13 protein-coding genes are annotated in these 12967 nt (G+C 67.1%); 10 read left to right on the plus strand and 3 right to left on the minus strand.

Going from position 1 to position 12967, the window contains the following annotated elements; genetic code table 11:
* Positions 1-11: 11 nt before the first annotated feature.
* Both prcB and prcA read left to right on the plus strand, forming a co-directional pair.
* The gene (prcB, locus tag AC4ELH_RS30310; protein WP_064887178.1) at positions 12-809 is read left to right on the plus strand and encodes a proteasome subunit beta; all 798 of its coding nucleotides are present in this window, start codon (positions 12-14) and stop codon (positions 807-809) included.
* Positions 810-1571, plus strand: coding sequence for a proteasome subunit alpha (gene prcA / locus AC4ELH_RS30315; RefSeq protein WP_064887179.1), 762 nt, complete (start codon positions 810-812; stop codon positions 1569-1571).
* On the opposite strand, the gene AC4ELH_RS30320 is transcribed toward prcA, so the two are convergent.
* Positions 1560-2273 carry an SDR family NAD(P)-dependent oxidoreductase gene (locus AC4ELH_RS30320; protein ID WP_448443073.1) on the minus strand — a complete coding sequence of 238 codons (714 nt, stop codon included), beginning with the start codon at positions 2271-2273 and terminating at the stop codon, positions 1560-1562. The two genes, prcA and AC4ELH_RS30320, sit on opposite strands and share 12 nt — an antisense overlap.
* A gap of 54 nt (positions 2274-2327) precedes the next feature.
* On the opposite strand from AC4ELH_RS30320, the gene AC4ELH_RS30325 reads away from it, so the two are divergent.
* Positions 2328-2954 (plus strand): TetR/AcrR family transcriptional regulator, encoded by a 627-nt coding sequence (locus AC4ELH_RS30325; RefSeq protein WP_498888478.1) that lies wholly within the window; start codon positions 2328-2330, stop codon positions 2952-2954.
* Here AC4ELH_RS30325 and AC4ELH_RS30330 read toward each other — a convergent pair.
* Positions 2886-3323, minus strand: coding sequence for a hypothetical protein (locus AC4ELH_RS30330; RefSeq protein WP_448443069.1), 438 nt, complete (start codon positions 3321-3323; stop codon positions 2886-2888). The genes AC4ELH_RS30325 and AC4ELH_RS30330 overlap by 69 nt on opposite strands.
* Before the next feature lie 81 nt (positions 3324-3404).
* Here AC4ELH_RS30330 and AC4ELH_RS30335 point away from each other — a divergent pair, with 81 nt between their 5' ends.
* A complete protein-coding gene (locus tag AC4ELH_RS30335) occupies positions 3405-4088 on the plus strand; it encodes a TetR/AcrR family transcriptional regulator (protein ID WP_064887183.1) in 684 nt (227 codons plus the stop codon).
* Here AC4ELH_RS30335 and AC4ELH_RS30340 read toward each other — a convergent pair.
* Positions 4068-5192 (minus strand): baeRF11 domain-containing protein, encoded by a 1125-nt coding sequence (locus AC4ELH_RS30340; protein ID WP_498888481.1) that lies wholly within the window; start codon positions 5190-5192, stop codon positions 4068-4070. The genes AC4ELH_RS30335 and AC4ELH_RS30340 overlap by 21 nt on opposite strands.
* Positions 5193-5337: 145 nt before the next feature.
* Here AC4ELH_RS30340 and pafA point away from each other — a divergent pair, with 145 nt between their 5' ends.
* The 6 genes from pafA to AC4ELH_RS30370 all read left to right on the plus strand — a co-directional run bounded on the left by pafA (position 5338) and on the right by AC4ELH_RS30370 (position 12951).
* Positions 5338-6696: a Pup--protein ligase gene (gene pafA / locus AC4ELH_RS30345; RefSeq protein ID WP_088304178.1), complete on the plus strand. Its 1359-nt coding sequence runs from the start codon at positions 5338-5340 to the stop codon at positions 6694-6696.
* An 18-nt stretch (positions 6697-6714) separates the two neighbouring features.
* On the plus strand, positions 6715-7704 hold the full coding sequence (locus AC4ELH_RS30350; RefSeq protein ID WP_498888483.1) for a helix-turn-helix transcriptional regulator: 990 nt from the start codon (positions 6715-6717) through the stop codon (positions 7702-7704).
* Between the two features lie 139 nt (positions 7705-7843).
* Positions 7844-8848 (plus strand): helix-turn-helix transcriptional regulator, encoded by a 1005-nt coding sequence (locus AC4ELH_RS30355; protein WP_064887185.1) that lies wholly within the window; start codon positions 7844-7846, stop codon positions 8846-8848.
* 30 nt (positions 8849-8878) lie between these two features.
* Positions 8879-9130: a Sec-independent protein translocase subunit TatA gene (gene tatA, locus AC4ELH_RS30360; protein ID WP_055114862.1), complete on the plus strand. Its 252-nt coding sequence runs from the start codon at positions 8879-8881 to the stop codon at positions 9128-9130.
* 76 nt (positions 9131-9206) lie between these two features.
* Complete coding sequence (tatC, locus tag AC4ELH_RS30365; protein WP_064887186.1) at positions 9207-10163, plus strand: twin-arginine translocase subunit TatC; 957 nt, start codon at positions 9207-9209, stop codon at positions 10161-10163.
* Complete coding sequence (locus AC4ELH_RS30370) at positions 10153-12951, plus strand: DEAD/DEAH box helicase (protein ID WP_498888486.1); 2799 nt, start codon at positions 10153-10155, stop codon at positions 12949-12951. The genes tatC and AC4ELH_RS30370 overlap by 11 nt, the downstream gene beginning before the upstream one ends.
* Positions 12952-12967: the final 16 nt, after the last annotated feature.

Here is a 12967-nt window from a genome sequence, read left to right on the forward strand (position 1 = left end):
AATCTGTAGCCATGGACCTGTCGTCTTTCTCTGAACTGCTGCGTCGGCAGGCTCCCGAACTGTTGCCGGTCAACCGTGTCGCAGACGGCGTCATCAACCCCACCAACGCGGTGCCGCACGGGACCACCATCGTCGCGATCAAATACCCCGGAGGGGTGCTGATCGCCGGTGACCGCCGCTCGACCCAGGGCAACATGATCGCCGGCCGTGACGTGCAGAAGGTGTACATCACCGACGACTACACCGCGACGGGCATTGCGGGCACCGCGGCCATCGCCGTGGAGTTCGCCCGGCTCTATGCGGTGGAACTCGAGCACTACGAGAAGCTCGAAGGCGTCGCCCTGACGTTCCGCGGCAAGGTCAACCGCCTCGCCATCATGGTGCGCGGCAATCTCGGTGCGGCACTGCAGGGTTTCGTGGCCCTGCCGTTGCTGGTCGGATACGACATCGACGCGGCCGACGCCGAGAACGCCGGCCAGATCGTGTCCTTCGACGCCGCAGGTGGCTGGAACATCGAAGAAGAGGGCTACCAGTCCGTGGGGTCCGGGTCCATCTTCGCCAAGTCATCGATCAAGAAGCTCTATCCCGGTGTGGTGGATGCGGATTCGGCGCTCCAGGTGGCTATCGAGGCGCTGTACGACGCGGCCGACGACGACTCCGCCACCGGCGGGCCCGATCTGGTGCGCGGGATCTATCCGACCGCGGTGACCATCGGTGCCGAGGGTGCCGTGGAGATCACCGAGGAACGCATCGCCGAGCTGGCCCGCGAGGTCATCGCGCGCCGGACCCGGACGGGCGGTGAGGGGTAAATGAGCTTCCCGTACTTCATCTCGCCTGAGCAGGCGATGCGTGAGCGCTCCGAACTGGCGCGCAAGGGCATCGCCCGCGGACGCAGCGTCGTCGCGCTGGCGTACGACAGCGGTGTGCTGTTCGTGGCGGAGAACCCGTCGCGGTCGCTGCAGAAGGTCAGCGAGCTCTATGACCGGGTCGGCTTCGCCGCCGTCGGGCGATTCAACGAGTTCGACAACCTGCGGCGCGGCGGGATCCAGTTCGCCGACACCCGGGGGTACGCCTACGATCGCCGCGACGTCACCGGCCGTCAGCTGGCCAACGTCTACGCGCAGACGCTCGGCACCATCTTCACCGAGCAGGCCAAGCCCTACGAGGTCGAGCTGTGCGTGGCCGAGGTGGCGCACTACGGCGAGACGAAAGCCCCTGAGCTGTACCGGATCACGTATGACGGATCGATCGCCGACGAGCCGCATTTCGTGGTGATGGGCGGGACCACCGAGCCGATCATCACCGCATTGAACGAGTCGTACGCGGAGAACGCCGACCTGGGTGCAGCGGTCAAGATCGCCGTGAAGGCGCTGAGCGCGAGTGGCAATGGCTCTGAGCCTCGGACGCTCGGTCCCGCGACGCTCGAGGTGGCCGTTCTCGATGCGACCCGGCCGCGTCGGTGCTTCCGTCGGATCACCGGTGCTGCGCTGGAAGCGCTTCTGCCCGAGGCTGTTTCGGACAAGCCGGCTGCTGAAGAGCCGTCGGAGAAGCCGAAGAAGTCAGGAAAGTAGGTTGATCACCGCTTCGGCCTCGGTGCCGTCGCGGTAAAGACCCCACGCCTGTTCTGCCAGTTCGTCGGGATTTATCGTCGGCAGCTCGGCGTCACCCGCCATCGCCCGGTGAATGTCACCGCGCTCGATGAGTCCGCCGATGGTGATGGTGCCGGCATAGACGCCGACGGGGCGGAGGGCGGCGTGCAGGGTGATCGCATAGTTGCGTAATGCCGCTGCCGCGAGTGCCAGGCCACCGAGTGGGGGCATCGGTACCACGCTGCTCAGCCCGCCGGCGAACAACAACCCGCCGCTGCCGCGTTCACGCATCTCGGGCAGGAGCTGACTCGCGAAGTCGACTGCGGGCACCACGCTGTTCAGCGCCGCCCGGGCGCCGCTGGCATCGAGATCGGCGATGTCTTCGGTGGGTGCCGTTTCGAATGCGGCCGGCCCGTAGTAGCCGACGTCGATGCGTCCGAAACGCTCGCGCACCGCACCCAATGTCGCCGTGAGTTGTTCCGGATCGTTCGCATCGGCCACGTAGGCGGCGGCCTCGACGCCGTTGCCGGTCAGGGCTTCCAGGTAGTCGGGATGGCGCGCGGGGGACCGCGAGATCAGGGCCACGCGGTGTCCGGCGGCACCGAATCGCTGAGCAATCGACAACCCGAGGCCGGGTCCGACGCCGAGTACCGCCAGGACCGGGGAGGTATAAGTTGAGGTCATACTCAACTTATTAGCATAAGTTGAGTGCCCCCTCAACTTCGCTATGCTGACGGCATGTCGGCGATGCGCGCAGATGCGATCCGCAATCGGGACCGTTTGGTGGCTGCGGCCGCCGAGCTCTTCACCGAACGGGGCGTCGACGTCCCCCTCGACGAGATCGCCCGTGCGGCCGGCGTCAGCATCGGCACGCTCTACAACCACTTCCCGAATCGCGGGGCACTCCTGGATGTGGTGCTGTCCGACCGGTTGGCCGTCATCGACCGGTTGGCGCGGCAGGCGCTCGACGACGCCGACCCGTGGCGGGGATTCGCCGTATTCCTCGACGGACTGTTCACGATGCAGGCGTCCGACCGCAGCATCAACGAGGCGGTGGCCAGAAATCCGGTAGGTGCTGTCGACGTCGCGGGCGAATGTGGCCGCGCCGGTGGGCTTCTCGAAGCTGTGGTGGGCCGGGCCAGGGGTGCCGGTGTGCTGCGCGCCGACTTCGGTGCCGATGACCTGGCCACGTTGATGTGGGCCATGTCGAAGGTGATCGCGATGGCCAACGGTGACGACGCCGTATGGCGGCGCCACCTGGGATTCGTGCTGGACGGACTGAAGAGTCCGGCCGGCTCACCGGCCGTCGGCGCTCTCGGGGCGCCAGCCGACGTAGGTGAACCACAACCCCATCGCGGTGAGTAGTAGGAAGAAGCACCGCGCGGCGATCAGTAGCCCGGGGCTGGTCACGGTGGCGTCGGCGCCGGATTCGATGGCCGACGGGATGGCCATCATGGCGGCTCCGCGCAGTGCGACGAACCAGCCGAACAGGGAGATCAGCACCGCCGTCACGCTGTACCAGTACTGGTGGAAGGCGATGACGACCAGTCCCATCAACAACATGGCGGCGCCCAGGATCCAGGGCAGGGTGCCGCTGGTGAACAGGTCGCTGAGCAGGTCCTGCAGGGTGGGCAGCCGGATCGCGATGATCAAGGTGGCGACGGCGACGAACGGTCCGAGGACCCGGGCGAACGCGCGGGTGCGCTGCCGGGCCTGCGGTGTGGATTGCGGCATGTGCGGCTCCTGATTGATAAACCGACCGGCGGTCTATTTTTAGGCTAGGCTCGGACTGCGCCCAACGTCAATGGAGGATGCGTGGCACGCCAGGTGAACCCCGCCGAATACGCCGCCCGGCGTCGGGAGATCCTCGATGCCGCCCTGCAGCTGATGCACGACAAGGGCTACGAGGCCATGACCATCGAGGATCTGCTGGCCGAACTGCAGATCTCGAAAGGCGCGCTGTACCACTATTTCCGCTCGAAGCGGGCATTGCTCGAGGGGGTCATCGAGCAGATGGGCGAGACCGCCACCGCCCGGTTGGCCGGCATCGTCGAGGACCCGGACCGCAGTGCACTCGACAAGATGCACGCCTACTTCGATGCGTCGCGGGCCTGGAAGTCGGAGAGTGCCACAGAGGTGGCGACGCTGATCCGGTTGTGGCACGACGAGAACAATGCGCTGTTGCGGCAGAAGATGACCCAGGGCTCGATGCACACCACCGCACCCATGTTGGAGTCGATCATCCGCCAGGGGTGCGACGAAGGCGTCTTCCACACGGACTACCCGCACGAGGCCGCAGGCATCATCACCGGCATGGGGCTCCATCTGGCCGATGCGTTCATCGACGCCATCGCGGCAGACGGCGCCGTGGGTTCCGACATCAGCGGGCCGAATGCGCAAAAGGTGGTGGGTGCCTACCTGCAGGCTTTCGAACGCATCCTCGGTGCACCCGCCGGGTCACTGCACGGGCCGGCGTCGTCAGCTCAGGGGGAAACGTAGCTTGGCGACCGCAGTCTGGTTCCAGATGCCGGCGGTGATCTCGTCGGGCCGGACGGCGTAGGCCGCGCCGCCGTTGTCGAGTACCGTCACAGCGACTCGGGACAGGACGTCGTAGCCGGAATCGTCGTAGTGCAACGCTCCGGTGGCCGCTTCGATCCGGCCCACCACATCGACGGTGAAGTTGTACACCAGCGTGTCCACCGCCCCGGCCGACGCGGCCCGGGTGATATCGCCTAGATCGGTGGCCACCAGTCCCTTGCTGATGTCGTTGCCCAACTCGTCGACCCAGGCGCTGGCCTGCTCGGCGTTCAGGGCGGGCAGCGACTCACGGATGGCGCCGTCGATCTGATCGGGCCGCAGCTGGTCCGCCGCACCGGGCACCGCCACGATCTGGCGTTTGTGGTCGAGGCCGCGATACATGTCGAGCAGCGGGTCGGTCGCGAACAGGTACAGCGGCCGCGTCGACGACGGATCGAGCTGTCCCAGTTCGTCGTCCACCGCATCGGCGACCCGCTTGGCGTACTGCTCCAGCAACAGCTTCTTGCCCTCGTCACCGACCAGGCGCCGGACGTGCCCCCGGTCGCGCACCGTCGCGCGGTTGGTCGCGTCGGCGACGTCGACCGCGTACTCGCCGGTGAGCTCCAACTCCTCGGCTCGCGTGCTGGCGGTCGCCTGCCACAGGTTCCAACCGTCCGCGGACAGCGTCAGCGCATACGCCTCCTGCGGTGTGGTGACCGCCCGGACCAGCTGGCCGATGTCAAAGTAGCTGCCCACCTGCAGCTGGCTCTCCAGGGCGTTGGGCAGGACGTAGACCTCATGGAAGTCGTCGGCGATGAAGATGGCCACCGAACGGGACAGGCTCAGCCACAGTTCCGATTCGGCGATCTCGTTCCACCGTGATCGCAGCTGTTCCTCCACGGCGTGGCGCGCCCCGGACTCGCGGATGGTGCGCAGTGCCCGGTCCACCGCGCTCTTCGCCGTGAGCACGCTCTTGTCCCGCTCGTCCGGTCCCGGTGCGGTTTCCGCATAGACCGTGATGGCGTTCTCATGGGGCTCGCCAAGGCGGATCAGGTCGGCAACATCGGGCAGTTCGTAGCGGGTCATCACCACTCCTTTGCGCGGACTCCTTTCCGACCATCTTCCCGTGACTTGGAGTGACCAGGGCCAAAAGTCCCAGATCGGTGGCGCCACGAACACAATGACGGTGCTTGCCCACCGTTACTGTGAACCACCCCGTAAGCTCGTTAGCGTGCAGCGACGAATCATGGGCATCGAGACGGAATTCGGTGTGACCTGCACGTTCCATGGCCATCGCCGGCTCAGCCCCGACGAGGTTGCCCGCTATCTGTTCCGGCGGGTCGTGTCGTGGGGCCGCAGTTCCAACGTCTTCCTTCGAAACGGCGCCCGGTTGTATCTCGACGTGGGTAGCCACCCCGAGTACGCGACCGCCGAGTGTGACAACCTGACGCAGCTGGTCACCCACGACCGCGCCGGTGAGCGTGTGCTGGAGGATCTGCTGATCGACGCCGAGCAGCGCCTGGCCGACGAGGGCATCGGCGGCGACATCTACCTGTTCAAGAACAACACCGACTCGGCGGGCAACTCCTACGGCTGCCACGAGAATTACCTGATCGTGCGGGCCGGTGAGTTCTCCCGGATCTCCGACGTGCTGCTGCCGTTCCTGGTCACCCGCCAGCTCATCTGCGGTGCGGGCAAGGTGTTGCAGACACCCAAGGCCGCCACCTTCTGCCTGAGCCAGCGCGCCGAGCACATCTGGGAGGGCGTCTCCAGCGCGACGACGCGCTCCCGGCCGATCATCAACACCCGCGACGAGCCGCACGCCGACGCCGAGAAGTACCGCCGGCTGCATGTCATCGTCGGCGACTCCAACATGTGCGAGGCCACCACCATGCTCAAGGTGGGCACCGCCTCGCTGGTGCTGGAGATGATCGAGGCCGGCGTCCCGTTCCGGGATTTCTCCCTGGACAACCCGATCCGGGCCATCCGCGAGGTCAGCCACGACCTGACCGGTCGTCGTCCGGTGCGGCTGGCCGGCGGGCGGCAAGCCAGCGCCCTGGACATCCAGCGGGAGTACTACAGCCGCGCCGTGGAGTACCTGCAGACCCGCGAGCCCAGCACTCAGATCGAGCAGGTGGTCGATCTGTGGGGCCGCCAACTCGACGCGGTCGAGAGCCAGGACTTCGCGAAGGTCGACACCGAGATCGACTGGGTGATCAAGCGCAAGCTGTTCCAGCGCTACCAGGATCGCTACAACATGGAACTGTCCGACCCCAAGATCAGCCAGCTCGACCTCGCCTACCACGACATCAAGCGCGGTCGTGGGGTGTTCGACCTGTTGCAGCGGAAGGGACTGGCGTCCCGGATCACCACCGACGAGGAGATCGACGCCGCGGTCAACACCCCGCCGCAGACCACCCGAGCCAAGCTGCGTGGCGAGTTCATCAGTGCGGCACAGGAAGCCGGACGGGACTTCACCGTGGACTGGGTGCACCTCAAGCTCAACGACCAGGCTCAGCGCACCGTGCTGTGCAAGGATCCGTTCCGATCGGTCGATGAGCGGGTCAAGCGCCTGATCGCCAGCATGTGAGCTTTAAGCTTTCATCCCGTGGCGGTATCCAAAGTCGAGCGGTTGATAAATCTTGTCATCGCCTTGTTGTCCAGCGATCGCTTCCTGCCTGCCGACAAGGTCCGCAACATCGTTCAGGGCTACGAGGACAGTCCCACCGATGAGGCGTTCTCCCGCATGTTCGAGCGCGACAAGAACGAACTGCGCGACCTCGGGATCCCGTTGGAGACGGGGCGCGTCTCGAAGTTCGACTCGACCGAGGGCTACCGCATCAACCGCGACGAGTATGCGCTGCCCGCGGTCCAACTGACAGGTGATGAGGTGGCGGCGGTCGCAGTGGCCACGCAGCTGTGGCAGTCGCCCGAGTTGATCACCGCGACGCAGGGGGCGCTGCTGAAGCTGCGTGCCGCCGGTGTGGACGTCGATGCCGACGGGGTCGGTGTCGCCATTGCGTCGACTGCGACGCTGCCCGGGCTGCGCGGTTCTGAAGAGGTATTGCGAATCCTGTTGGCGGCGATCGACTCCGGGCATGCGGTGCGGTTCCGGCACCGCGCCTCGCGCAACGCCGAACACACGAGCCGCAACGTCGAGCCCTGGGGCGTCGTGACCCATCGCGGCCGGTGGTACCTGGTGGGGCATGACCGGGACCGCGACGACACCCGTACTTTCCGTCTATCCCGCATCGATCCCGACGTGAGCACCGAGGGGCCGGCCGGGGCAGTGGCCAAGCCCGTGGGGGTGAACCTGCGCGACATCGTCGCCCGCGCGGTCGCCGAACAGCCGACGGGGGAGCAGGCCAGGGTGTGGATCGCCGGCGGACGTGCCACCGCGCTGCGCCGTCAGGCCATCGAGACCGTGCCGCGCACGCTGGGCGGGCGCGCAGGGGAGGAGATCACCGTCGACATCGGAATGTCGGACCGGCTGGCCCGTGAGATCGCCAGCTACGGCGTCGATGCCGTGGCGCTGGAACCACTGGCGTTGCGTGAGGATGTGGTGAGCAGGTTGCGGGCGCAGGTGGCGCAGGCATGAGGGTCAGCGAGGAGCCGGAGGCGGATCGGCGCATGAGGGTCAGCGAGGAGCCGGAGGCGGATCGGCGCATGAGGGTCAGCGAGGAGCCGGAGGCGGATCGGCGCATGAGGGTCAGCGAGGAGCCGGAGGCGGATCGCGCATGAGCCAGGTCTCGACCCGGCTGGTCCGGATGCTCAACATGGTGCCGTATTTCCAGGCCAACCCGAAGGTGACCCGTGACGAAGCAGCGGCCGCACTGGGGGTTACCCGCAAACAGCTTGATTCCGATCTCGAGCAGCTCTGGATGTGCGGGCTCCCCGGCTACAGTCCCGGCGATCTGATCGACTTCGACTTCGAAGGCGACACAGTCGAAGTCACGTTCAGCGCGGGCGTCGACCGCCCGCTGCGCCTGACATCCACGGAAGCCACCGGCATCCTGGTGGCGTTGCGGTCGCTGGTCGACGTTCCAGGGATGGTGGATCCGGAGGCCGCACGCAGCGCCATCGCCAAGATCGAATCCGCGGCGGGCACCCAGCGCGCGGCCCTCGAGGAATCCGGTTCCGGGGAGAGCGTGCCCCAGGAAAACGGGGCGGCCGCGGCGGTTCGCGCTGCCGTGCGTGACGCCCGCGCGCTGACCCTGGAGTACTACTCGGCGTCGCGTGACTCGCTCACGACCCGCACGGTGGACCCGATCCGCGTGGTGCTGATCGGTGACAACAGTTATCTGGAGGCGTGGTGTCGGACCGCCGAGGCAGTCCGGATGTTCCGGTTCGACCGGATTGTCGCGGCCGAGCGTCTCGCCGATCCGTCGGCGCCACCGTCGCCGGCGGTGCAGGCCGGCACCGACACCTCGCTGTTCGATCCCGACACCGCCGACCCGTCATTGCCGTCGGCCACCCTGCTGATCGACTGCTCCGCCTCGTGGATGTTCGACTACTACCCGTTGCGGGTGGTCAATGAATTGCCCGACGGGGCGTGTGAGGCAGTGATGACGTACGCCTCGCCTGAGTGGATGGCCCGCTTCCTGCTCGGATTCGGTTCGGCCGTGCGGGTGTTGGACCCGCCCGACCTCGCCCAGCGGGTGCAGGAATCTGCCGGTGAGGCTCTGCGCGTCTACGACGCGGTGGTGCCGCACGCCGACGACGCCGACGACACACGCGCGTAGACTCAGCACAGACGTCTGGAGGTAACCAAATTGGGTGGTCTACAACCCTGGCACTGGATCATTGTCATCGCGGTGTTCGTGCTGCTTTTCGGCGCCAAGAAGCTGCCGGATGCGGCCCGGTCGCTCGGTAAGTCGATGCGGATCTTCAAGTCGGAGATCAAGGAGATGCAGTCGGATTCTTCCGGGTCTTCGGCCGACGCGCCGCAACCGGCGAAGCCGATCACATCCGAGCGGGTCGAGGCTCCCGCCCCGGAGCAGTCCCCGGATCGCCACACGGCCTGACCGGTCCGGCAATCGATCGCGGTCATCGCCCCGCGATGCCGTGTCGCGTCTACGACCAGGCCTTTAGAACACGCCCGTGACCTCCGGATTCATCAAGAAGCTCGATCCCCGCCGCCGCCGTTCGCGGGTCAACCCCGACGGCACGATGTCGTTGGTCGACCACCTGCACGAACTGCGCAACCGTCTGTTGATCGCGGTGGCCGCAGTGCTGGTCACCACCATCTTCGGATTCCTGTGGTACACCCACGGATTCTTCGGCGTGCACAGCCTGGGCGAATGGCTGCGCGGTCCTTACTGTTCGCTGCCGGATTCGGCCCGGGCGACCATCGCCCCCGACGGTGAGTGCCGGCTGTTGGCGACCGGTCCGTTCGACCAGTTCATGCTGCGCCTCAAGGTGGCGCTGGCGGCCGGCCTGGTGATGGCCTGCCCGGTCTGGCTGTACCAGCTGTGGGCGTTCATCACCCCCGGCCTGTACAAGAAGGAACGCCGGTTCGCGATGGCGTTCGTCGGCGTCGGCGCGGTGTTGTTCATCACCGGCGCGGTACTGGCCTACGTGGTGCTGGCCACCGCCCTCGGCTTCCTGCTGACCGTCGGCAGTGACGTACAGGTCACCGCGCTTTCAGGCGAGCAGTACTTCGGATTCCTGATCAACCTGCTGCTGGTGTTCGGCATCAGCTTCGAATTCCCGTTGCTGATCATCATGCTCAACCTCGTCGGCATGCTCACCTACGAGCGGCTCAAGTCGTGGCGTCGCGGACTGATCTTCGGGTTGTTCGTGTTCGCGGCGTTCGCCACCCCCGGCTCGGACCCGTTCACCATGCTGGCACTGGCCTGCGCGCTGAGCCTGCTGCTGGAGTTCGCCATCCAGGTCGCCCGGATCAACGACAGACGCAAGGCCCGGCGCGAGGCTCTGGAGGTGCCGGAAGACGAGGCCGCGCCGATCCCCACGGTGGAGCCCGTTCCGAGGCCCGACCCGGTAACAGCGCCGGACTCGGGGGCATCGCGGATCGACATCGACGACGATGCCACCTGAGTCGGGTGACCAGAACGGTGGCGAACTGACCAAGTTCACCGCCGAATACCCGTTCGCACTCGACGATTTCCAGCTCCGCGCCTGCCGCGCCCTGGAAAGCGGCCACGGCGTACTGGTATGCGCGCCCACCGGGGCGGGCAAGACCGTGGTCGGCGAGTTCGCCGTGCACCTGGCGCTGGCCGCCGGCGGCAAGTGCTTCTACACCACACCGATCAAGGCGCTCAGCAACCAGAAACACAACGACCTGGTGACCCGCTACGGCGCGGACAAGATCGGACTGCTCACCGGCGACCAGTCCATCAACGGGGACGCCGACATCGTCGTGATGACCACCGAAGTGCTTCGCAACATGCTGTATGCGAATTCGCCTGCACTGCACGGACTTTCCTACGTCGTGATGGACGAGGTGCACTTCCTGGCCGACCGGATGCGCGGGGCGGTGTGGGAAGAGGTGATCCTGCACCTGCCCGAGGAGGTGCTGCTGGTCAGCCTGTCGGCCACCGTCAGCAATGCCGAGGAGTTCGGTGGCTGGATCCAGACCGTCCGCGGCGACACCACCGTCGTCGTCGACGAACACCGGCCCGTCCCGCTGTCGCAGCACATGCTCGTCGGCCGGCGGCTGTTCGATCTGTTCGAGGGCGCCGGAAGCACTGGCGGAGCCGCCCCGGCGGCGACATCAACGTTGGTCGACCCGGACCTGTTGCGCCACATCAGCCATCGGCGTGAGGCCGACCGACTGGCGGACTGGGAACCACGGGGCCGTGGACGTGGTCGGGGCGGTGGTCGTCCCCAGCTGTACCGGCCGCCCAGCCGGCCCGACGTCATCGCCACCCTGGACGCCGCGGGACTGCTTCCCGCCATCACCTTCGTATTCTCGCGGGCCGGCTGCGACGCGGCCGTCCAGCAGTGCCTGCGTGCCCCACTGCGGCTGACCACGGACGAGGAACGCGGCCGGATCTCCGAGATCGTCGACCGACGCTGCGCCGACCTGGCCGAATCCGACCTGATCGTGCTCGATTACCACCAGTGGCGGGAAGGCCTGCTGCGCGGCCTGGCGGCCCATCACGCCGGCATGCTGCCGGTGTTCCGGCACACGGTGGAGGAACTGTTCACCGCAGGGCTGGTCAAGGCGGTGTTCGCCACCGAGACCCTGGCGCTGGGGATCAACATGCCCGCCCGCACCGTGGTGCTCGAGCGGCTGGTGAAGTTCAACGGCGAGCAGCACGTCCCGTTGACGCCGGGGGAGTACACCCAGCTGACCGGGCGGGCGGGGCGCCGCGGCATCGACGTCGAGGGCCACGCCGTGGTGTTGTGGCGGCCCGACGACAGCAACGCGGAACCTGCCGAGGTCGCCGGCCTGGCGTCGACTCGAACCTTCCCGTTACGCAGCTCGTTCGCCCCGAGCTACAACATGACGATCAATCTGGTGCAGCAGATGGGGCCCGAACAGGCCCACAAACTGCTGGAACGGTCCTTCGCCCAGTACCAGGAGGACCGGTCGGTGGTCGGATTGGTGCGCGGGATCGCGCGCGGTGAGCGGATGATGGGCGAGCTGGCAGCCGAACTCGGCGGTAAAGACGCGCCGATCCTCGACTACGTCCGGTTGCGGGCCAAGATCGGTGAGCGCGAGCGTGCACAGTCGCGGGCTTCACGCCTGCAGCGACGCAAGGCGGCCACTGACGCCTTGGCCGCGCTGCGCCGTGGCGACATCATCACCATCACCCAGGGGCGCCGCGGCGGGCTGGCGGTCGTGCTGGAGGCGGCCCAACGCGACAGTGACGATCCGAGACCGCTGGTGCTGACCGAACATCGTTGGGCCGGCCGGATTTCGTCGGCCGACTATTCGGGCGCCTCGGCGCCGCTGGGCGCGATGACGCTACCCAAGCGGGTGGAGCACCGGCAGCCGCGCGTGCGCCGGGACCTGGCGTCGGCATTGCAGTCGGCCGCGGCCGACCTGTCGTTGCCCTCGGTCCGTGCGGGCCGGCGCGCCGCTGCTCCCGAACGTGACGTAGATCCCGAGCTCGCCGGCCTGCGTGACGAATTGCGGGATCATCCGGCACATCAACAACCGGGCCGGGAAGCACAGGCCCGGATCGCCGAACGCTATCTGCGCATCGAACGGGACAACGCGCAGATTCAGCAGAAGGTGAACGCGGCGACGAACTCGCTGGCCCGCACCTTCGACCGGATCGTGGCGCTGCTCAGCGAACGCGGCTTCATAGAAGCGGACAATGGCGGCGAACTCAAGGCGGATCTCAGGGTCACCGACGCCGGTCGGCTTCTCGCCCGGATCTACAGCGAGAGCGATCTGCTGGTCGCCGAATGCCTGCGCGGCGGTCAGTGGCAGGGCCTGCAGCCGGCGGAACTGGCCGCGGTGCTCTCGGCCGTCCTGTTCGAGTCGCGGGGAGACGCTGCGGGCGGTGTGCTCGGTGTCGACATTCCCACTGCCAGCCTGCGCCGCGCGCTGGCGCAGACCCGGCGGATCTCGGCGGACCTGCGGGGCGACGAGCAGCGCCACCGGCTGGCCCCGAGCCGGGAACCCGACGAAGGATTCGTCACCGCCGTCTACCGCTGGGCCACCACCGGTGATCTGGCAGCCGCCCTGGCCGCCTCCGACGTCGGGTCGGGTTCGGCGCTTTCGGCGGGCGATTTCGTGCGGTGGTGCCGCCAGGTGCTCGATCTGCTCGACCAAGTCCGTAATGCCGCGCCGCAATCCGCCTTGCGCAATACCGCGAAACGCGCTGTCAACGATGTTCGGCGCGGCGTTGTTGCTGTTGATGCGGGGTAGGGTGTCTGGGGCGACA

Source organism: Mycobacterium shunyiense (assembly GCF_058270075.1).

Coding starts and splice junctions, on each gene's coding strand:
- prcB (WP_064887178.1), top strand. CDS start 12: ATGGACCTGTCGTCTTTCTCTGAACTGCTGCGTCGGCAGGCTCCCGAA.
- prcA (WP_064887179.1), top strand. CDS start 810: ATGAGCTTCCCGTACTTCATCTCGCCTGAGCAGGCGATGCGTGAGCGC.
- AC4ELH_RS30320 (WP_448443073.1), bottom strand. CDS start 2,273: ATGACCTCAACTTATACCTCCCCGGTCCTGGCGGTACTCGGCGTCGGA.
- AC4ELH_RS30325 (WP_498888478.1), top strand. CDS start 2,328: ATGTCGGCGATGCGCGCAGATGCGATCCGCAATCGGGACCGTTTGGTG.
- AC4ELH_RS30330 (WP_448443069.1), bottom strand. CDS start 3,323: ATGCCGCAATCCACACCGCAGGCCCGGCAGCGCACCCGCGCGTTCGCC.
- AC4ELH_RS30340 (WP_498888481.1), bottom strand. CDS start 5,192: ATGACCCGCTACGAACTGCCCGATGTTGCCGACCTGATCCGCCTTGGC.
- AC4ELH_RS30355 (WP_064887185.1), top strand. CDS start 7,844: ATGAGCCAGGTCTCGACCCGGCTGGTCCGGATGCTCAACATGGTGCCG.
- AC4ELH_RS30370 (WP_498888486.1), top strand. CDS start 10,153: ATGCCACCTGAGTCGGGTGACCAGAACGGTGGCGAACTGACCAAGTTC.